The sequence below is a fragment of the Enterobacter sp. Sphag1F genome (genome assembly GCF_014193275.1).
Taxonomy (GTDB): Bacteria; Pseudomonadota; Gammaproteobacteria; order Enterobacterales; family Enterobacteriaceae; genus Pantoea; species Pantoea symbiotica.
Window position 1 is genome coordinate 772,713 of sequence record NZ_JACHZD010000001.1, and the last position, 20,211, is coordinate 792,923.

Below are 20,211 nucleotides of genomic sequence, written 5' to 3' on the forward strand. Positions count from 1 at the left end.
AGAGGAGATTCAGTGAACACGCAAAACGCCACCGTGCGCTGGCAGCTATGGATCGTCGCGTTCGGCTTCTTTATGCAGGCGCTGGATACCACCATCGTTAACACCGCGATCCCGTCGATGGCACGCGATCTCAACGTCAGCCCACTGAATATGCACTCGGTGATCGTCTCCTACGTGCTTACCGTGGCGATTACGCTGCCGATCAGCGGTTGGCTGGCGGACCGCTTTGGCGTGCGCAATATCTTCTTCTGCGCCATTGTGCTGTTCAGCATCGGATCGCTGCTGTGCGCCTTCTCCACCACGCTGGATGAGCTGATTATGGCGCGCGTGGTGCAAGGCATTGGCGGCGCGATGATGGTGCCGGTTGGCCGTTTAACGGTGATGAAAATCGTGCCGCGCGAGCAATACATGTCGGCGATGACTTTCGTCACCACGCCGGGACAAATTGGTCCGCTGCTTGGCCCGGCGCTGGGCGGGATTCTGGTGCAGTACGCCAGCTGGCACTGGATCTTCCTGATCAACATTCCGGTTGGCATCATTGGCGCGATTGCCACGCTAACGCTGATGCCCAACTACACCATGCAGACGCGGCGCTTCGATTTCCTCGGCTTTGTGTTGCTGGCGGTCGGCATGGCGACCTTAACGCTGGCGCTGGATGGTCAGCGCAGCTCCGGCGGATCGCCGCTGTTGCTCGGCTTACTGATTCTGGTCGGGGTGTTTTCGCTGCTGTTCTACCTGATGCACGGCCGCAACAACGATAACGCGCTGTTCAGCCTGAAACTGTTTGATAACCGCATCTATTCGATTGGCTTGCTCGGCAGTTTTACCGGCCGCATCGGTAGCGGCATGCTGCCGTTTATGACGCCGATCTTCCTGCAGGTCGGTCTTGGCTACAGCCCGTTCCACGCCGGTTTGATGATGATTCCGATGGTGCTCGGCAACATGGGTACCAAACGCGTGGTGGTGCGCATCGTTAACCTGTTCGGCTATCGCAATGCGTTAGTCGGCGCGACCCTTGCGCTGGCGTTAGTGGTGCTGCTGTTCCCGCTGGTGGCGCTGCTTGGCTGGATCTGGCTGCTGCCGGTGGTGCTTTTAATGCAAGGCATGGTGAATGCGATTCGCTTCTCCTCGATGAACACCTTGACGCTAAAGGAACTGCCGGACGAGCTGGCTTCAAGCGGTAACTCGTTGTTGTCGATGATCATGCAGCTGTCGATGAGTATTGGCGTCACCGTGGCCGGTTTATTGCTGGGCGCATTCGGCCACGGCGTGGTGACCGACAGCGCGGCGGCGCATCAGACCTTCATTTACACCTATCTGTGCATGGCGCTGGTGATTGCGCTGCCGGCGTTTGTATTTTGGCGCGTACCGAAGGATGTCAGTAAAAACGTTGACCTTAGAGGCAGGAGCAAAGGATGAAGCGGCCGGTAAAATGGGGCATTGGCGCCAAACTGTTTGCGGCGATTTTTTCCACCTGCATGCTGGTGATTATCACCATGCATTGGGGCGTGCGGCTCAGCTTTGAGCACGGCTTTGTGGACTACATCAAAAAAGGCAACGAACAGCGCTTAACCCTGCTGAGCGATGCGTTGGCCGATCAGTATGAGCAGCACGGTAGCTGGGATTTTCTGCGTACTAATGACAAGCTGATTTTTTCTATTTTGCGCTCGCTGGAGCAGAATCCTGGCAGTGTTAATCAGCTACCGCCGCACGGCTGGCGCACGCAGTTCTGGATTATCGATCAGCAATACAAAGTGTTATCCGGGCCGCGCCAGCCGGTGCCGCCGGAAGGCACCAGGCGCAATATCACCACCAGCAACGGCAAGATTGTCGGCTGGGTGATTGCCTCTCCGGCTGAACGTCTGACGCGCAGCACCGACATCAACTTTGATCAGCAGCAGCGACGCACCAGCTGGATGATCGTGGCGCTAACCGGTTTACTCGCTGCGTTGGTCACCTGGCTGTTGGCGCGCGGTTTACTGGCACCGGTGAAACGACTGGTAGATGGTACACACCATCTGGCGGCGGGCAATTTCGCCACCCGCGTGGAAGTCGGCAGCAGCGATGAACTCGGTCAACTGGGCCGCGACTTCAACCTGCTTGCCAGCTCGCTGGAAAAGAATGAAAGCAACCGCCGCGCCTTTATGGCCGACATATCCCATGAACTGCGCACGCCGCTGGCGATTCTGCGCGGTGAGCTGGAAGCGATGCAGGATGGCGTGCGCAAGCTGACGCCGGAAGCCATCAGCTCGTTGCAGAGCGAAGTGGTGGTTCTCACCAAACTGGTCGACGATCTGCATCAGTTGTCGCTGTCCGATGCGGGCGCCCTCGCCTATCGTAAACAGCCGGTTGATCTGGTTAATCTGCTTGAGGTAGTAGCGGGCAGCTTCGGCGAACGTTATCGCAGCCGCGGCTTAACGCTCAATCTGGCATTGCCCGCGCAGGCGGAGAGCTTTGGCGATCCCGATCGTCTGATGCAGCTGTTCACCAATTTGCTGGAAAACAGCCTGCGTTATACCGACAGCGGCGGCGCGGTTCAGCTCTCGATGCAGCTGGCGGGTGAAAACTGGCAGCTGAGGTTTGCCGATAGCGCACCGGGCGTCGATCCGGCCCATCAGGCGCAATTATTTGAACGATTTTTCCGCGCGGAAAGTTCGCGTAATCGCGCCAGCGGCGGCTCGGGGCTTGGCCTGGCGATCTGTAAGAATATCGCTGAAGCGCATGACGGCAGCATCAGTGCGGATCACTCTGATTTAGGTGGACTGCAAATCACGCTAAACTTGCCGTATGTTCCTCACTAGACGTCCCTTATGAGCCCGGAAAATAGCGATCCTCTGATCCTTGTTGTAGAAGATGAACCCAAACTGGCGCAGCTGATGATTGATTATCTGCAGGCGTCCAACTATCGCACGCACCACATTGCCGACGGTAACGAGGTGCTGAGCTACGTACAGCAAACGCCGCCGGACCTGATGCTGCTGGATTTGATGCTGCCCGGCCGCGATGGCTTAACGCTGTGCCGCGAAATTCGTCGTTTCTCTGAGCTGCCGATCATCATGGTGACCGCGCGCACCGAGGAGATTGATCGCCTGCTGGGGCTGGAAATCGGCGCGGATGACTACATCTGCAAGCCGTTCAGCCCGCGTGAAGTGGTGGCACGCGTCAAAACCATTTTGCGCCGCGTCAAACGTTCGCCGGAAGAGGCGCAGCAGGAATCGCATCTGCATATCGATGAAAGCCGCTTTCAGGCTAGCTGGCGTGAACAGCAGCTGGAGCTGACGCCTGCGGAGTTTCGTCTGCTGAAAACGCTGGCGCTGGAGCCGGGGAAAGTGTTCTCACGCGAGCAGCTGCTCAATCATCTTTATGACGATTACCGCGTAGTCACCGATCGCACCATCGACAGCCACATCAAAAATCTGCGCCGCAAGCTGGAAAGCCTCGATGCGGAACAGCCGTTTATCCGCGCGGTGTACGGCATGGGCTATCGCTGGGAAGCGGACGTCTGCCGCTTGCTGTAGCCTGCAGCGGCTTACATTGATCCAGGTCAATTTACATCGGGTGCGGGCCTGCCTACAATTCCCCACCTTTTGCAGGGCCGTATAATGCGGCCGCTGCACCTGCCATCCACGATGGCATGCTGACCTGATATCAGTGAGAAAATCCATGTTAAAACCTGAACTGCTTTCTCCAGCGGGATCGCTGAAGAATATGCGCTATGCCTTTGCCTACGGCGCTGACGCCGTCTATGCCGGCCAACCACGCTACAGCCTGCGCGTACGCAACAACGAATTCACCCACGAGATTCTGGCGAAGGGCATCAATGAAGCCCATGAACTGGGTAAGAAATTCTACGTAGTGGTCAACATTGCCCCGCACAATGCCAAACTGAAAACCTTTATCCGCGATCTCACTCCTGTGGTGGCGATGCAGCCGGACGCGCTGATCATGTCCGATCCCGGACTGATTATGCTGGTGCGTGAAGCCTTCCCGCAGATGCCGATTCACCTTTCAGTACAGGCCAACGCGGTTAACTGGGCAACGGTAAAATTCTGGCAGCAAATGGGGCTGACGCGCGTAATTCTGTCGCGTGAGCTGTCGCTGGATGAGATCGCCGAAATCCGTCAGCAGGTACCGGAAATGGAGATTGAGATCTTCGTACACGGCGCGCTGTGCATGGCTTACTCCGGTCGCTGCCTGCTCTCCGGCTACCTTAACAAACGCGATCCCAATCAAGGAACCTGCACCAACGCCTGCCGCTGGGAATATAAAGTGGAAGAAGGCAAGCAGGACGAGGTTGGCAATATTGTCGGATTCCATGAACCGGTTAAGGTGCAAGAGCCCACGCTCGGCGTCGGCGCGACCACCGACCGCGTGTTCCTGCTGGAAGAGAAGATGAAACCGGGTGAAGTGATGAGCGCCTTCGAGGACGAACACGGCACCTACATCATGAACTCAAAAGATCTGCGCGCGGTGGCGCACGTTGAACGTCTCAGTCAAATGGGCGTGCATTCGCTGAAAATCGAAGGCCGCACCAAATCCTTCTACTACTGCGCGCGCACCGCGCAGGTTTATCGTCGCGCCATCGACGATGCCGCTGCGGGCAAACCGTTCGACCCGGCGCTGCTGGAGACGCTGGAAGGTCTGGCACATCGCGGTTACACCGAAGGTTTCCTGCGTCGTCATACCCATGACAGCTATCAGAACTACGAGCAAGGTTTCTCCATCTCCGAGCGCCAGCAGTTTGTTGGTGAATTTACTGGCGAGCGTCGCGGTGACTGGGCGCAGATTGCGGTGAAGAACAAGTTTATGCTCGGCGATTCTGTCGAGATCATGACGCCAGAAGGCAACCTCAACTGCACGCTTGAAACCATGCAGAACGATAAAGGATCGGCGGTGGACGTGGCGCCAGGCGATGGGCATCGCGTGTGGATTCCGGTACCGGAATCAGTCAATCTCGCCTTTGCCCTGCTGCTGCGTAACTTCACCGATGGCAACAGCACCTACGATCCACACGGGAAAAATCGCACTTAATGAAAAGATTTCGGCGAAGTTAGATTAGGATCACAGACCACCTCTTCGCCTCGCTTTAGAATCCCGCCTGCTGCTAACGAGTAAGAATAAAAGCAGGTAGTACCAGGAACCACCTCATTCACCCGCCCGGCTCCCCCGTGCGGGTTTTCTTTTTTAATCTCCCGCCGATAAAGTTCTCTCCCCAGCTATGCTATAACCTGTGCTCTGTAACTCGCATCAAGGAACTGATAATGCAAAACAAACCGCTGACGCTGCTGATCCTCAATGGGAAAGGCGCAGGTAATGAAGATTTGCGCGCTGCGGTGAATACGCTGCGTGATGAAGGCTTTAATCTGGCGGTGCGCGTCACCTGGGAAAAGGGTGATGGCGATCGTTATGTGCAGGAAGCGGTTGATTTGCAGGCAGAAACCGTGGTGGCCGGCGGCGGCGATGGCACCATCAATGAAATCGCGACCGCGCTAGCGCGCTTGCCCGAACAGCAACGTCCGGCGCTGGGCATTTTACCGCTCGGCACTGCCAATGATTTCGCCACCAGCGTCGGTATTCCGGAAGGGATGGAACCGGCGCTGCGTTTAGCGTTGGTGGGAAAAGCGACAACCATCGATTTGGCGCGGGTGAACGGCGATCGCTACTTTATCAATATGGCGACCGGCGGATTTGGCACGCGCATCACCACCGAAACCCCCGAAAAGCTGAAATCGGCACTCGGCGGTGTATCGTACTTCATTCATGGATTGATGCGCGTCGATGCGCTGAAACCGGATCGCTGTGAAATCAGCGGACCCGGTTTTAACTGGCAAGGCGATGCGCTGGTGATTGGCATTGGCAATGGACGTCAGGCCGGCGGCGGGCAAAAGCTCTGCCCGGATGCGCTGATTAATGATGGACAGCTCAATCTCAGCATCGTTACAGCGCAAGAGCTGTTGCCCACGTTGCTACATTCGTTGACGCGTGATGATGAAAATCCGAATATCGTCAGCGCGCAGTTGCAGTCGCTCACCATCCGTTCACCGCATGAGATGACGTTTAATCTGGATGGTGAACCACTGACCGGAAGTGAGTTTGAGATTGAAGTGATGGCGGGCGCACTGAGCTGCCGCTTGCCGCCGCAGTGCCCGTTACTTGCTTAACGCACATTACCGTAGCGGCGCGATTTATCGCGCTTTTCAACGGCGCGCAATAAATTGCGCCGCTACGATTGTATTCAGTTGACTATGATTACACCTTCATCCAGCGGCGTTCCAGCGCGGAAACCGCTACCGCTTCCAGCACCTTCTGCACCTGCAATCCTTCGGCGAAATCTGGCCACATGCGATCGCCAGCGGCAATGCCATTGATCAAATCGCGGATCTCAACGGTTTTCTGATCGTTGAAACCGATGCCGTGTCCGGCAGAAACGCAGAAGTTGGCGTAATCTGGATGCGCCGGACCGGTCAAAATGGTTTTGAAACCCTGACGTCCTGCCGGGTCATCGTGAATGTACAACTCCAGCTCGGCCATACGCTCCTGGGTATAACGCAGCGTGCCTTTGGTGCCGGTGACCACATAGGTCAGGCCCATTTTGCTGCCGCAGGCGATACGCGAGGTTTCAAACACGCCGTGCGCACCGTTTTTAAAGCGCAGCAAGGCGCTGGCCTGATCTTCGTTTTCCACCGGCAGCAGGCGCGACTTATCCTTCGGGTCCGGACGCTCTTTAATCACCGTCATCATATCGCCGCTGACTTCTTCAATATCACCGACCAGATAGTGCGCCATATTCACAATATGCGCAGCCAGGTCGCCTAACGCGCCTAATCCCGCCAGCGCTTTTTGGCAATGCCAGTCGAGTGGCGTTTCCGGGCGTGCCAGATAATCTTCGTTGTGCGTGCCGTAGAAGTGCACCACGTCGCCGATTTCACCGCGAGCGATAATTTCGCGTGCCAGCTGGCTGGTCGGGTTTTTCATGTAGTTGAAACCAACCAGCGTTTTCACGCCCGCCAGCGCCGCCGCTTGTACCATCTCTTCCGCGTCGGCCACGGACAGCGACAACGGTTTCTCGGAGTAAACGTGCTTGCCGTTGCGAATCGCTTCCAGCGCCATCTCTTTGTGCAGGAAGTTTGGCGCACAGATATCAACCACATCGATGTTTGGATCGCGTACCAGCTCACGCCAGTCGCCAGTAGAACGTGCAAAGCCAAAGGTTGCCGCCTGTTTCGCCGCCAGCTCTGGATTAACTTCCGCCAGCATCTCACGCACGATCTCGCCTTTCAGGGCAAAAACTGTGGGTGCCTGAGCGTAGGCAATTGCATGACAACGACCGATGTAACCACTGCCAATCATACCGATTCTGACTTTGTTCATGACTAATCCTGCATTCGGGTAAGAGTTGATGTGGAATATATGTTTCGCTTTTTGCCCCGACAACGGTGAAATGAAATATCTGTGATCATGCATGCGAGGTATCTGACAAAATCGACAAATCAGAATGTAATTTTGCATAGAGTTAGTGATCATCGTCACAAAACAGATTCTGTCAGCCATGATTTTGCCGCGCTGAGTTCGCTCATAGCGTGCAATTGACGCTTTATTCAGCAGTCAGAACGAATTGTGAAAAAGAGTTTTGACAAGGCGAGGTCCGCTCGATAATATGCGCCCCGTTCAAACGATTCCTCTGTAGTTCAGTCGGTAGAACGGCGGACTGTTAATCCGTATGTCACTGGTTCGAGTCCAGTCAGAGGAGCCAAATTTAAAAAACCCGCTCAGGGAAACCTGAGCGGGTTTTTGTCTTTGTAGGTTCGCCATTTAGGGTGACCGCAATTCCCTGGTCGCCATGAATGGCGACCCTACGTGACTGTTCCTCTGTGATTCTGTTCACAACTCTGTAACGCCGACTTGTATGGTAGTATTAGTGCGCGTATTTTTTCATCATTGCATTCCCGTTGGAGTAGATGATGAAAAGTGTAGTGATAGAGCAACCGGGTGAATTGGTATTGGCTGAGCGTCCGCTGCCGCAACCCGCAGCAGGTGAAGTACGCGTGAAGGTGCAATTTGCCAGCATCTGCGGTTCCGATGTGCACATCTGGCACGGTCACAATCCTTTCGCCAAATATCCGCGCGTCATTGGTCACGAATTTTTTGGCCTGATCGATGCGGTCGGCGCTGACGTTGCCGCCAGCCGCATTGGCGAACGCGTAGCGGTCGATCCGGTGGTTAGTTGCGGCAACTGCTATCCCTGCTCCATTGGTCGCCCAAACGTCTGCAAAGAGTTGCAGGTGATTGGCGTGCACCGCGACGGTGGCTTTAGCGAATATGCCGTCGCACCGGCTAAAAACGCCTTCCGCCTGCCGGATAGCATTCCCGACAAACTCGCCAGCATGGTCGAACCTTTCACCATCGCGGCCAATATCACCGCCTTCCTCAAACCACAGCCAAACGATGTAGCACTGATTTACGGTGCTGGTCCCATGGGCCTCACCGCCATTCAGGTGCTGAAAGGCGTGTATGGCGTTGAACAGGTATTGGTGGTTGATCGTCTGCCAGAACGTCTGACGCTGGCGCAGGAAAACGGTGCCGATCAGGTGTTCAACAACAGCGAGATTCCGCTCGCCGCGCAGCTGGAAGGCGTGCAGCCGACGCTGATTATTGATGCCGCCTGCCATCCTTCGATTCTGGCCGAAGCCGCCGCCCTCGCCTCACCGGCGGCGCGTATTGGCCTGCTGGGCTTTTCTGGCGAGCCGTGCAGCATTACGCAGCAAAGTCTCACCAGTAAAGAGCTGTCGCTGTTCACCTCGCGTCTCAACAGCAATCGCTTCCCACAGGTGATTGAGTGGATTGAGCAAGGCCAGATCCAGCCGGAGAAACTGGTAACGCACTATTTCCCGCTGGCCGAGGTTGAGCAAGCCATGACGCTGTTCGAAAAAGATCCCCGCACCTGCTGCAAAGTGATCCTACAAATGGGTTAAGTTAACCCGCACACCAGGTGTCCCCATGCCGGTCCCTTACCCGCCGGCATTATTACTATAAAAAATGACGATGACGGAGTTTCTATGTTTAAGAACCTGCGCTGGACCCTCGTACTGCTGTTGTTCCTGGTGTTTATGATCAATTACCTTGATCGTATCGCCCTCTCTCTGACCGTACCGCTGGTGGAAAAAGACCTGATGATCAACGCCGAACAGTTCGGCATGATTTTCGGTAGCTTCTTCTTCGGTTATGCCCTATTCAACTTCATCGGTGGCTTAGCGACCGATAAATTCGGCCCGACCATCGTGCTCGGCACCGCCGTTGGCATGTGGTCGCTGTTCTGCGGCCTGACCGCGATGGCGACCGGCTTCTGGTCTATGATGATTCTGCGCGTGTTGTTTGGCATGGCGGAAGGCCCCATCTCGGCGTCGGCGAACAAAGCCATTAACGGCTGGTTCCCGAAAAAACAGGCCGCCACTGCGATGGGCTTACTCAGCTCGGGTTCACCGCTGGGTGGCGCGGTTGCCGGTCCGATTGTGGGTTATCTGGCGCTGTCGTTCGGCTGGCGTCCGGCGTTTGTGGTGATCGCCGCGATTGGTTTTGTCTGGCTGGCGCTGTGGTTCTTCTTCGCATCCGATAACCCGGCGAAAAGTAAGCGCGTATCAGAGGAAGAGCGTGCCTTGGTGGAAAAACTAAAAGCCGAAGAACCGGCTGACGTCATCGATCCAAGCGGCAACGCGCACGGTTTGGGCTTCTATCTGCGCCAGCCGATCATTCTGGTCACCGCCTTTGCCTTCTTCTGCTACAACTACATTCTGTTCTTCTTCCTGAGCTGGTTCCCGGCGTATCTGGTGCAGGCGCACGGCCTCGACATCAAAGCGATGAGCATCACCACCATGATTCCGTGGATTGTTGGCTTCGTTGGCCTGGCGTTGGGTGGCTGGATCTCCGATAAGATTTTCAATATCACCGGCAAGCTGCTGCTTTCACGAAAAATTGTGCTGGTGGTTTCACTTACCGCCGCTGCGATTTGCGTGGCGCTGGCAGGTACGATAAAAGAGGTCAACTCGGCGGTGATCATGATGTCGATCTCCATCTTCTTCCTCTACATCACCGGCGCGATTTACTGGGCGATTGTGCAGGATGTGGTGCATAAAAGCCGTGTCGGCAGCATCAGTGGCTTTATCCATCTGATTGGTAGCCTGTCAGGCGTAATCGGCCCGGTGGTAACTGGCTTCATCGTGCAGCACTCGGGTAAGTTTGACAGCGCCTTCATCCTCGCGGGTGCGGTTGCTGGCGTCGGTGCGCTGCTGGTGCTGCTGGTAATTCGCGAACCCAAGGCCAACAATAAACCGGTTTCAGTGTAAATCTCATGGGGCGCTGAGCGCCCCATTTGCCAAAAGGAATGATTATGTTAGAGCTTGAACGCCTCCCCGCTGATGTCCAACGTCCCGCTTACGATCGCAGCCAACTCAAAACCCGCATGGTGCACATCGGCTTTGGTGCCTTCCATCGTGCGCATCAGGCGCTGGCAACCGATAAGCTGGCTGCACAAGGCAGCGATTGGGGTTACTGCGAAGTGAATCTCAACAGCGGCACGCTGATTCAGGCGCTGCGTCAGCAGGATCTGCTCTATACGCTGACCGAAATGGCCGATGAGAGTTTACACACGCGCGTGATTGGCGTGGTAACGCAAGCGCTGCATGGCAAAGGCGACGGCATTGATTCGGTGATTGAGGCGATGAGCCAGCCGGATGTGGCGATTGTCTCGATGACCGTGACCGAGAAAGGCTATTGCTATATGCCCTCGAGCGGCAAGCTCAATCCCGATCATCCCGATATTGTGCACGACCTCGCGAATCCTACTGAGCCAAGCTCACTGCCCGGCTTGATTCTGGCGGCCATTATCCGTCGCCGCGAACGCCATCTGCCGCCGTTTAGCGTGATGTCGTGCGACAACATGCCGGAAAACGGCCATGTCACGCGTAACGTGATTACTCAGTTGGCCGAGCGCCACAGCGCTGAACTGGCGGATTATATCCAGACGCACATCACCTTCCCTTCAACCATGGTTGATCGCATCGTCCCGGCAATGACCGATGCGGCATTCGACGCGCTGGCCGAACGTTTAGGCAGCCGCGATCCGGTTGCGGTAGAAGCCGAGCCGTTTTTCCAGTGGGTTATCGAAGACAACTTTGTTAACGGACGTCCGGCGTGGGAAAACGCCGGTGCGGAGCTGGTCAGTGACGTGCTGCCGTTCGAAGAGATGAAGCTGCGCATGCTCAACGGTAGCCACTCGTTCCTCGCCTATCTCGGTTTTCTCGCCGGTTATGAGCACATCAGCGATTGCATGGCCGATGCCAGCTATCGTGCGGCGGCGCGTGCATTGATGTTGCAGGATCAGGCGCCAACGCTGCGCACGCAGGGCGTCGATCTCGAAGCCTATGCCGATTCCCTGATTGCGCGTTACGAGAATCGCGCCATCAAGCATCGCACCTATCAAATCGCCACCGATGGCACGCAAAAGCTGCCGCAGCGTCTGCTGGATAGCGCACGCTGGCATCTGCGCAACGGCACTTCATGCGACTTCGTGTTGCTGGGTGTGGCGGGCTGGATGCGCTACGTCAGCGGCGTGGATGAGCAAGGCCAGGCGATTGAGATTCGCGATCCGCTGAAAGATCAGCTGGCGAACATTGTGGCCAACAGTGAGGACGGTGCACCACGTGTTAAAGCGTTGCTCGGCCTAAACGCCGTGTTTGGCGACGATTTGCAGCAGCAGCCAGTCTTCGTCTCACGCGTGACCGAACTCTATCTGCAACTAGTGCAACAGGGCGCGCGCGCCACGGTGCAAAGCCTCGTCACACAAGGCTAAGCGCCTGCACAAATGTGTAGCGCAGACGCAGCGTGCTGATTAGACTGAACCTTTCTTAACGGGCTGGCAGATGCCAGCCGTAATACGGATATTGCTGCATGTCGACTGCCTATACCATAACCACCAGCGAACCGGTAAATCAGCAGATCTATCGTTATCTGCGCAAAGATATTGTGACCTGCGTTATTCATCCGGGCTCGCTGCTGTCGGAGAAGGAAGTGTCGGCGCGTTTTAACGTATCGCGTCAGCCGGTACGTGAAGCTTTCATCAAGCTGGCGGAAGCCGGATTGGTGCAGGTGTTACCGCAGCGCGGCACCTTCGTACGCAAAATCTCTGCCCAGCGCGTGGCCGACGGCCGCTTTATCCGTGAAGCGGTAGAGATTGCCGTGGTACGCCGCGCCGCGCAGGAGATTGGTGCCAACGGATTGATGGCGCTGGAGCATAACCTGCAGCTGCAGCGTCTCGCCGCTGAACGTCATGACAGCCAGGCCTTCTTAGGGCTGGATGATGAGTTTCACCGCCTGATTGCGGAAGGGATTAACTGCCTGCTGGCGTGGGAAACGGTAGAGAACATTAAAGCCACCATGGACCGCGTGCGTTTTCTGACCTTAAGCGAAGTGTCGCCGCCGGAGCGTTTGATTCAGCAGCATGAAGATATTTATAACGCGTTGAAAGCGCATGATGTTGAAGCCGCTGAGAGCGCGATGCGCCGTCATCTGCAGGAGATGATTTTGACCATTACGCCGATTGCCGAGCGTAATAGTGAGTGGTTTGAAGCGCCGTGATTTGAAGAGGTCGCCATGAATGGCGACCCTACGTAAGGTCAGCATTTATGCTGACCTTTTTACATTTAGGCTATGGTCACATCTTTTGACAGATAAACATCCTGCACCGCATTAATCAGCTGCACGCCCTCTTTCAGCGTCTTCTTAAACGCCTTGCGCCCCAGAATCAATCCCATGCCGCCAGCACGCTTGTTGATCACCGCCGTACGCACTGACTCCGCGATATCCGTTTCCCCGGCAGAAGCGCCGCCAGAGTTGATCAATCCCGCGCGGCCCATATAGCAGTTCGCCAGTTGGTAACGCACCAAATCAATCGGGTTCTCGCTGGTCAGCTTGCTGTAGACGCGCTCATCGGTGTGACCAAACTTCACCGCGTTATAGCCGCCGTTATTCTCCGCCATCTTCTGCTTCACAATATCCGCGCCGATAGTCGCCGCCAGATGGTTGGCCTGGCCGGTTAAATCGGCGCTGGCGTGATAATCGACGCCGTCTTTCTTGAACGCATCATTACGCAGATAGGCCCACAGCACCGTCACCATTCCCAACTCGTGCGCGCGTTCAAAGGCCGCCGAGATCTCTTCAATCTGACGACGCGATTGCTCGGAGCCAAAGTAGATGGTGGCGCCAACCGCCACCGCGCCGAGATTAAAGGCCTGCTCAACGCTGGCGTACAGCGTCTGATCGTATTGCGTCGGATAGCTCAGGGTTTCGTTGTGGTTAAGCTTCACCATAAACGGAATGCGGTGCGCGTAGCGACGAGAAACAGAGGCCAACACGCCGTAGGTCGATGCCACGCAGTTACAGCCGGCTTCAATCGCCAGCTCAACGATGTTTTTCGGATCGAAATAAGCCGGGTTCGCAGCAAAAGAGGCGCCCGCCGAGTGCTCAACGCCCTGATCGACCGGCAAAATCGACAAATAGCCGGTGCCGGCTAAACGTCCGGTGTTGTACAGCGTTTGCATGTTGCGCAGTACGGTGGGAGAACGATTGTTGTCGATCATCACGCGATCAACATAATCCGCGCCTGGTAAATAGAGGCTATCCGCTGGAATGGTCATGCAGCGATGTTGAAGAAGGCTGTCCGCCTCTTTGCCCAATAACTGTACGATGTCCGTCATGTTCGCTCCTGATAAATGGCTGGATTGGAACCGGCCGATGCCGATTCGCCCCCAACAGCCTGGACCGGAAAGCGCCACGCTGGCAAATTGCTGACTCCATTTTTCAGACGGATGCGCAGTGAAAAAGCGGCAATCTGGCGTTACGCCCTACCACCATTGATGGAAATGGTGCACCGGCCCAATGCCTTTACCGACCTCCAGCGAATCGGCGTGCAACAGCGCCTGTTGTAGCCACGCCTTGGCTTCGGCCACCGTTGCAGCCCAATCATCATGACGCGGACGCAACGCCGCCAGCGCGGCGGAGAGCGAGCAGCCGGTGCCGTGTGTGTGGCGTGTGTTAACACGCGGCGCGGTAAAGCGCTGGCGTCCGTCGCGCGTAATCAGCCAATCCGGACTTTCGGCATCGCTGAGATGCCCACCCTTCATCAGCACCGCTTCACAGCCGAGATCGAGCAGCGCATCGCCCTGCTGCAACATGGTCTTCTCATCCTGCGCCATCGCGCGTCCCAGCAGCGCCGCAGCTTCCGGCAGGTTCGGCGTGATCAGCGACACCTGCGGCAGCAGCAATTCGCGCACGCTGGCTACGGCATCTGGCGACAGCAGCGCATCGCCGCTTTTGGCAATCATCACCGTATCCAGCACCACAAACGGCAGGCTGGCCCGTTTCAGCCGCTCTGCGACCACCTCGACAATCGCGGTTTGGGACAACATGCCAATCTTCGCGGCATCAATGCGCACATCATCCAGCACCGAATCGAGCTGTGCGCCGACAAAATCAGGTTCTATGCGATAGACCGACTGCACACCACAGGTGTTTTGCGCCACCAGCGCGGTAATAACGCTGGTGCCATAAGCGCCCAATGCGGAGAAGGCTTTGAGATCGGCCTGAATACCCGCGCCGCCGCTCGGATCGGTACCCGCAATGGTCAAGGCGTTGATGCGTTTCATGCCCTCACCTCCAGCGTCCACAGCGTATCGAGGAAGGCAGCAACAAAGCTGCCCGGTCCGGCAACCTGACGTGCTGTCAGCTCACCGGCCAACGACATCACGCGGCAAGCCGCAGCCACATGTTGCAGGCGATCGCCTGGCAAGCTGGTGAAGGCTGCAGCCACCGCCGACAACGCGCAACCTGTACCAACCACGCGCGTCATCAGCGGGCTACCGCCGGGAATTGCCAAGGTTTGCAAGCCATCGGTGACGTAATCGACTTCACCGGTCACTGCCACAACGGTGTGATAATCACGCGCCAGTTGCTGGGCGGCGCTCAGCGCAGCATCGGCCTGATGCAGGCTGTCAACACCGCGTCCGCCGGTGGCCTGATGCGCCAGGGCGAGAATTTCTGAGGCGTTACCGCGAATCGCTGCCGGTTGCAGGCTCAGCAACTGCTGGCAGAAGGCGGTGCGCAGGCTTAATGCGCCGACCGCCACCGGATCCAGCGTCCACGGCGTGCCTGCCGCTTGCGCTGCTTGCACCGCCGCCAGCATCGCATCACGACGATCGCAGGTTAAGGTGCCTACGTTGATCAACAACGCATCGGCAAAACCGGCAAACTGCGCCGCTTCCTCGGGATCGATCACCATCGCAGGCGAAGCTTGCAGTGCCAGCAGCACGTTGGCGGTAAAGGTTTGCACCACGTCATTGGTCATGCAGTGCACCAGCGGCGCTTGCTGACGCAGCAGTTGCAAAGAGTGCGCGAGTTGCGCGGGGGAAAGAAGGTCAGGCTGTTTCATAAAGCTCCCAACCGGCGATCAAGAAGGCGAATGCGGTCAGGCATCTGACTTCCCTACGCTGGCATTATCCAGATCAGGTCGGCGGGTGTATCTCAGCCCTGTATTAGAGGGGCACCCCGAGTCAAAACTACGTTGGCGAGCATAGGGAACAAGCCAGATTAAAGCAAGCTATCGCCGCTTTACCTGTGGATCTTGCTCGCAAAGTTACATTTTACAGGTTCATCTAACTGATTGATTAAAGTCCTTAAAAACCCTTCTTTTTGCGTGCCATGTCATACTTTGTAATAAATCCCATTGATAATTCGCGTCGCGAAAAATAGCATCCCCGCAACTTGTTTCATGACGAAACAGTACGGATTTATTAATTGTTCATGGAAGCATCACGGAGGATTTGCTATGCGTCGGATTCCACGCGCGCCGCTCTCTGCGGCCATTATCTCTGCCCTGTTTGCCGGTACTTTTGTGCCGGTTCCCTCCGCCCACGCCACGGGTTTTGTCGAAGACTCATCGCTCACTGGCAACCTGTTTTACTGGCAACGCCAGCGAGATCGCAAAGAGATGGATCCGCAAAAAGGCGCGTATGGTCAGTACGATGCCAATCTGCATCACGCCTCTGCAAACGCCAATCTTGACTTCTCATCCGGTTATGCCGGTGATGTGATTGGCCTCGATCTGGCGGCATTTGGCGCAGTGGAGTTAAGCAATGGCGGCCCGGCAGCACCGAATGAAATTGGTTTCAGCAACGCCCGTACGCGCTGGGATGAGGACTGGAGCGGTGATAAGAGCGGCTTAAGTCTTTATAAAGCGGCGATCAAGGCAAAATGGCAGGATAACTGGCTGCGCGCCGGCTATCTGCAACCCAGCGGACAGACGCTGCTGGCACCGCACTGGAGTTTCCTGCCCGGCACCTATCGCGGCGTTGAAGCGGGAACCCTCTTCGATTTCAGCGATGCGGGCGCCCTTTCCGTCTCCTGGATGTGGACGGACGAATACAAAGCGCCGTGGTATCGCGACATGTACAACTTCCGCAAAGCCGATGGCCTAACCGAGATTCCGTGGCTGCAATCCTTTGGTGCCAAATACGATTTCAAAAACTCGCTGGTGCTGGAAGGCGCATATGGCCAGGCGGCGAATTACATGGATCAGTATTTTGCCAAAGCCTCTTATCAGTTGCCGCTGGCCGATGCGCCATTGCGTACCAGCTATCAGTTTTACGGCGCGAAGGATCGTGACAACAGCGGCGTGGGCCAGGTCAACGATGTTTACGATGGCCTCGCCTGGCTGCAGGCGCTGACGTTCGGCTACACGCTTGGCGCGTTCGATTTCCGCCTTGAAGGCACATGGGTAAAAGCCGAAGGTAATCAGGGCTTCTTCCTGCAGCGTATGACGCCGTCCTATGCCAGCTCGAATGGCCGCATGGATGTGTGGTGGGATTCCCGCTCTGACTGGAACGCCAACGGTGAGAAAGCGTTGTTCGCCGGTGTGATGGTCGATCTTGGGCACTGGCAATTGCCCGGCTGGCAAGTCGGCACTTCATACGCCTATGGCTGGGACGCGAAGCCTTCCACCAATCCGATTTACGACCAAAACCAGCGCCTGAAAGAGTCGGCGTGGAGCATGGACCTGGTTTACACCATCCAGCAAGGCCGCGCCAAAGACACGCAATTCAAACTGCATTACACCCGCTACGACAATCACAGCGATCTTCCCAGCTACAGCGGCGGTTACGGCAACATCTTCCAGGACGAAAAAGACATCAAATTTATGGTCGTCGCGCCATTCACCCTGTTTTGACCCCGATCTGGCAGGAGCCAGAGACTTACCTCTGTGGAAAAGGATAACAGTATGAAAAATCTAAAAATTAGTTTACTGGCGCTGAGCGTGATGGGCCTTGCCGCCTGCAGTTCATCCCCGCGCAGTAATCAGCAGGTCGTCGACCAAATCAGCCAGTTCGGCGTGCAGTATCAGGTCACTGACAACCAGGCTGCCGATCACGGCGTGAACTGCGCGAAACTCGGCGCCGATTGGGCATCCTGCAATACCGCCACCATTACACTGACCAACAACGGCCCGGCGCTCACCAGCAAAAACTGGGCGATCTACATGAGCAATGTGCACGAAACGCTGCGGGTCGATAACGATCAGTTCAAAATGACGCACATCGTCGGCGATCTTACCCGACTGGAACCCACGGAAAAATTCAAAGGCATCGCGGCTGGCGAGTCGATTGAGATTCCGATCGTCAATGAATACTGGCAGCTGTTTATCACTGACGTGATGCCGCGCTGGTACGTCACCGCCGCCAATGCCTCGCCAAAAATCATCACCAGCACCGATACCGAAAACCTCAGGGACTTCGTTAAGCCATTTGGCGACCAATGGAAGCGCATCGCCGACGATAAAAACGTGCTGATGCTGCCGCAAAGTCGCTTCACCAAGAATGCCGATGTGGCGCAACTGCCTGCTAGCGCGTTGCGCGGACAAATCACCCCAACGCCGCGCACGGTGAAAGTTCATGCTGCCGATGTCGATCTGAGCCGTGGCGTCGCCTTGCATCTTGAAGTGCTGGCAAGCAATCAAGCGGATGCGGTTAAGCAGCGTTTCGATTTGATGGGGCTCAAACAGCAGTCAGCGGGTTATGCCGTTCATACTCGTATCGCCGTTAATCATTTCCGTGGCGCAGATGCGGTTTCTGGTGCTTATGAACTGCGCATCACGCCACGCGGCACCGATATCATTGGTTACGACCAGGCGGGCGTCTATTACGGCTTGATGTCGTTACTCTCGCTGGTACCCGCTGAAGGTAAACCGATTATCGCCACGCTCGAGGCGAAAGATGCCCCGCGCTTTGCCTATCGCGGTGCCTTCCTTGATGTGGCGCGTAACTTCCACAGCAAGCAAGCGGTGCTGCGCATGCTCGATCAAATGGCGGCCTGGAAGATGAATAAATTCCACTTCCACCTGACCGATGACGAAGCCTGGCGCATTGAAATTCCCGGTCTGCCAGAGTTGACCGACGTGGGCAGTAAGCGTTGTCACGATCTCACCGAGCAACAATGTCTGCTGCCGCAATTGGGTTCTGGTCCGTTCACGGATAACAACGGAACCGGGCATTTCAGCCGCGCCGATTATATTGAGATCGTCAAATACGCTCAGGCGCGCAACATTGAAGTCATTCCGGAAATCGATATGCCCGCGCACGCACGCGCTGCGGTGATCTCGATGGAAGCGCGTTATCAGCAGTACATGAAAGCGGGTAAACCGCAGCAGGCTAGTGAATATCGTCTGGTGGATCCAACCGATACCTCGAATACACGTTCCGTACAGTTGTACGACCGCACCAGCTATCTCAATCCCTGCCTCGATTCCTCTAAGCGCTTTGTCGATAAAGTGATTGGTGAAGTGCAGGCGATGCACCGTGAAGCGGGCCAACCGTTGACCACCTGGCACTTTGGCGGTGATGAAGCGAAAAATATCCGCCTCGGAACCGGCTACAGCGATGTTAAGAACCCGAAAGCGGGAACGGGCATTTTAGACCAAAGCAAAGAAGACAAACCCTGGGCAAAATCTCAGGTCTGCCAGGCGGTGGTGAAGTCCGGCAAGGTGGAAGATCTGGAGCATTTACCAAGCCACTTCGCGCTGGAAGTGAGCAAAATGGTGAAAGCCCACGGCATTCCGGTGATGCAGGCCTGGCAAGATGGGCTGAAAGATGCAGCTGACGCACACGCCTTCGCCACTTCGCGCGTACGCGTTAATTTCTGGGACACGCTCTATTGGGGCGGCTTTGACACCGCCAACGACTGGACGCTGAAAGATTACGAAGTGGTGATCTCGAATCCGGATTACGTCTACATGGACTTCCCGTATGAAGTGAATCCTAACGAGCGCGGCTATTACTGGGGCACACGCTTCAGCGATGAGCGCAAGATGTTTGGCTTCGCGCCAGACAACCTGCCGCAGAACGCGGAAACCTCGGTTGATCGCGACGGCAAAACCTTTGATGCCACCTCGAATAAGCCGTGGTCAGGCGCTTACGGCATTTCGGTGCAGCTGTGGAGTGAAACCACGCGTACCGATCAGCAGATGGATTACATGGTATTCCCTCGCCTGTTGTCGGTGGCCGAACGCGGTTGGCATCGCGCGGAGTGGGAGCTGGATTATCAGCAAGGCCGCACCTTTAAAGGTGGCGAAACCCACTTCGTTAACCAGCAGCAGCGCAATCAGGACTGGCAGCGTTTCGCCAACCTGTTAGGCCAGCGTGAGTTAGGCAAGATGGATAAAGCCGGTATTCACTATCGTCTGCCGGTACCGGGCGCGCGCGTGGAGAATGGCACGCTGACCATGAACATTGCGCTACCAGGACTGCCGCTGGAGTACAGCGTGGATAACGGTAAAAACTGGCAACGTTATCTGCCACATGCCAAACCGACCATTACCACCGACGATAAAGTTTGGGTGCGTAGCGTGAGTCCTGATGGCAAACGTTTCAGCCGCGCTGAAACGTTGTAAAATCAATGCCCCTTGCTAACATGCAAGGGGCAAACTAACCAAAATAATGATCAAGACCGTCTTTTATTAAAAACATAAAGTGATGGAGAATCGCTTTTATATCGGCTAAATCAATTTTTATAAAAACAATATTCTCCACCCCTCTTATTTCTCTTTATCACCAGCATTTAAATCGTAAATTTGAGACAGACCTCGTTTCAGCTTGATAAATATCAATCTCGCAT

General features: G+C 55.9%; 15 protein-coding genes, 1 tRNA gene and 1 riboswitch. Of the genes, 12 read left to right on the forward strand and 4 right to left on the reverse strand.

All coding sequences use genetic code 11. The features are described from left to right. Positions 1–12 precede the first annotated feature (12 nt). The 5 genes from mdtD (at position 13) to yegS (ending at position 6,161) form a co-directional block, all read left to right on the forward strand. Positions 13–1,419, forward strand: a complete 1,407-nt coding sequence (mdtD, locus tag FHW71_RS03490; protein ID WP_008104908.1) for a multidrug transporter subunit MdtD — start codon at positions 13–15, stop codon at positions 1,417–1,419. Beyond that, positions 1,416–2,801 carry a two-component system sensor histidine kinase BaeS gene (baeS, locus tag FHW71_RS03495; RefSeq protein WP_008104909.1) on the forward strand — a complete coding sequence of 462 codons (1,386 nt, stop codon included), beginning with the start codon at positions 1,416–1,418 and terminating at the stop codon, positions 2,799–2,801. Before mdtD ends, baeS begins: the two co-directional genes overlap by 4 nt. Before the next feature lie 9 nt (positions 2,802–2,810). Next, the gene (baeR, locus tag FHW71_RS03500; RefSeq protein WP_008104910.1) at positions 2,811–3,518 is read left to right on the forward strand and encodes a two-component system response regulator BaeR; all 708 of its coding nucleotides are present in this window, start codon (positions 2,811–2,813) and stop codon (positions 3,516–3,518) included. Between the two features lie 145 nt (positions 3,519–3,663). Then, positions 3,664–5,031: a tRNA 5-hydroxyuridine modification protein YegQ gene (gene yegQ / locus FHW71_RS03505; RefSeq protein ID WP_154190196.1), complete on the forward strand. Its 1,368-nt coding sequence runs from the start codon at positions 3,664–3,666 to the stop codon at positions 5,029–5,031. Between the two features lie 230 nt (positions 5,032–5,261). Then, the gene (gene yegS, locus FHW71_RS03510; RefSeq protein ID WP_091003741.1) at positions 5,262–6,161 is read left to right on the forward strand and encodes a lipid kinase YegS; all 900 of its coding nucleotides are present in this window, start codon (positions 5,262–5,264) and stop codon (positions 6,159–6,161) included. 88 nt (positions 6,162–6,249) lie between these two features. On the opposite strand, the gene FHW71_RS03515 is transcribed toward yegS, so the two are convergent. Next, on the reverse strand, positions 6,250–7,371 hold the full coding sequence (locus FHW71_RS03515) for a Gfo/Idh/MocA family oxidoreductase (RefSeq protein ID WP_179450122.1): 1,122 nt from the start codon (positions 7,369–7,371) through the stop codon (positions 6,250–6,252). A gap of 306 nt (positions 7,372–7,677) precedes the next feature. Between FHW71_RS03515 and FHW71_RS03520 the strand changes: the two genes are divergently transcribed. The 5 genes from FHW71_RS03520 (at position 7,678) to FHW71_RS03540 (ending at position 12,630) form a co-directional block, all read left to right on the forward strand. After that, positions 7,678–7,753: transfer RNA gene (locus tag FHW71_RS03520), tRNA-Asn, on the forward strand. A gap of 208 nt (positions 7,754–7,961) precedes the next feature. Continuing rightward, on the forward strand, positions 7,962–8,972 hold the full coding sequence (locus FHW71_RS03525) for a Zn-dependent oxidoreductase (protein ID WP_179450120.1): 1,011 nt from the start codon (positions 7,962–7,964) through the stop codon (positions 8,970–8,972). A gap of 84 nt (positions 8,973–9,056) precedes the next feature. Continuing rightward, a complete protein-coding gene (locus FHW71_RS03530) occupies positions 9,057–10,340 on the forward strand; it encodes an MFS transporter (RefSeq protein WP_061717761.1) in 1,284 nt (427 codons plus the stop codon). Between the two features lie 44 nt (positions 10,341–10,384). Continuing rightward, positions 10,385–11,845, forward strand: coding sequence for a mannitol dehydrogenase family protein (locus FHW71_RS03535; protein WP_179450118.1), 1,461 nt, complete (start codon positions 10,385–10,387; stop codon positions 11,843–11,845). 98 nt (positions 11,846–11,943) lie between these two features. After that, positions 11,944–12,630 carry a GntR family transcriptional regulator gene (locus FHW71_RS03540; protein WP_008104916.1) on the forward strand — a complete coding sequence of 229 codons (687 nt, stop codon included), beginning with the start codon at positions 11,944–11,946 and terminating at the stop codon, positions 12,628–12,630. 65 nt (positions 12,631–12,695) lie between these two features. Here FHW71_RS03540 and fbaB read toward each other — a convergent pair whose 3' ends face one another. The 3 genes from fbaB to thiM all read right to left on the reverse strand — a co-directional run bounded on the left by fbaB (position 12,696) and on the right by thiM (position 15,478). Continuing rightward, positions 12,696–13,748 carry a class I fructose-bisphosphate aldolase gene (gene fbaB, locus FHW71_RS03545; RefSeq protein WP_008104917.1) on the reverse strand — a complete coding sequence of 351 codons (1,053 nt, stop codon included), beginning with the start codon at positions 13,746–13,748 and terminating at the stop codon, positions 12,696–12,698. Positions 13,749–13,895: 147 nt separating this feature from the next. Next, positions 13,896–14,696 carry a bifunctional hydroxymethylpyrimidine kinase/phosphomethylpyrimidine kinase gene (gene thiD / locus FHW71_RS03550; protein WP_179450116.1) on the reverse strand — a complete coding sequence of 267 codons (801 nt, stop codon included), beginning with the start codon at positions 14,694–14,696 and terminating at the stop codon, positions 13,896–13,898. Beyond that, on the reverse strand, positions 14,693–15,478 hold the full coding sequence (thiM, locus tag FHW71_RS03555; protein ID WP_179450114.1) for a hydroxyethylthiazole kinase: 786 nt from the start codon (positions 15,476–15,478) through the stop codon (positions 14,693–14,695). The genes thiD and thiM overlap by 4 nt, the downstream gene beginning before the upstream one ends. Positions 15,479–15,511: 33 nt before the next feature. After that, a riboswitch (TPP riboswitch) is annotated at positions 15,512–15,607 on the reverse strand. Between the two features lie 267 nt (positions 15,608–15,874). On the opposite strand from thiM, the gene FHW71_RS03560 reads away from it, so the two are divergent. Together FHW71_RS03560 and FHW71_RS03565 are read left to right on the forward strand one after the other, a co-directional pair. Beyond that, a complete protein-coding gene (locus tag FHW71_RS03560) occupies positions 15,875–17,272 on the forward strand; it encodes an OprD family outer membrane porin (protein ID WP_179450112.1) in 1,398 nt (465 codons plus the stop codon). A gap of 51 nt (positions 17,273–17,323) precedes the next feature. Then, entirely contained in the window at positions 17,324–19,987 is a 2,664-nt protein-coding gene (locus FHW71_RS03565) for a beta-N-acetylhexosaminidase (protein WP_179450110.1), read from the forward strand. The last annotated feature ends 224 nt before the right edge of the window (positions 19,988–20,211 follow it).

Bases quoted from the DNA above. Each gene is read 5' to 3' on its own strand.
- baeS (WP_008104909.1), top strand. From the start codon at position 1,416: ATGAAGCGGCCGGTAAAATGGGGCATTGGCGCCAAACTGTTTGCGGCG.
- baeR (WP_008104910.1), top strand. From the start codon at position 2,811: ATGAGCCCGGAAAATAGCGATCCTCTGATCCTTGTTGTAGAAGATGAA.
- yegQ (WP_154190196.1), top strand. From the start codon at position 3,664: ATGTTAAAACCTGAACTGCTTTCTCCAGCGGGATCGCTGAAGAATATG.
- yegS (WP_091003741.1), top strand. From the start codon at position 5,262: ATGCAAAACAAACCGCTGACGCTGCTGATCCTCAATGGGAAAGGCGCA.
- FHW71_RS03515 (WP_179450122.1), bottom strand. From the start codon at position 7,371: ATGAACAAAGTCAGAATCGGTATGATTGGCAGTGGTTACATCGGTCGT.
- FHW71_RS03525 (WP_179450120.1), top strand. From the start codon at position 7,962: ATGAAAAGTGTAGTGATAGAGCAACCGGGTGAATTGGTATTGGCTGAG.
- FHW71_RS03530 (WP_061717761.1), top strand. From the start codon at position 9,057: ATGTTTAAGAACCTGCGCTGGACCCTCGTACTGCTGTTGTTCCTGGTG.
- FHW71_RS03535 (WP_179450118.1), top strand. From the start codon at position 10,385: ATGTTAGAGCTTGAACGCCTCCCCGCTGATGTCCAACGTCCCGCTTAC.
- FHW71_RS03540 (WP_008104916.1), top strand. From the start codon at position 11,944: ATGTCGACTGCCTATACCATAACCACCAGCGAACCGGTAAATCAGCAG.
- fbaB (WP_008104917.1), bottom strand. From the start codon at position 13,748: ATGACGGACATCGTACAGTTATTGGGCAAAGAGGCGGACAGCCTTCTT.
- thiD (WP_179450116.1), bottom strand. From the start codon at position 14,696: ATGAAACGCATCAACGCCTTGACCATTGCGGGTACCGATCCGAGCGGC.
- thiM (WP_179450114.1), bottom strand. From the start codon at position 15,478: ATGAAACAGCCTGACCTTCTTTCCCCCGCGCAACTCGCGCACTCTTTG.
- FHW71_RS03560 (WP_179450112.1), top strand. From the start codon at position 15,875: ATGCGTCGGATTCCACGCGCGCCGCTCTCTGCGGCCATTATCTCTGCC.
- FHW71_RS03565 (WP_179450110.1), top strand. From the start codon at position 17,324: ATGAAAAATCTAAAAATTAGTTTACTGGCGCTGAGCGTGATGGGCCTT.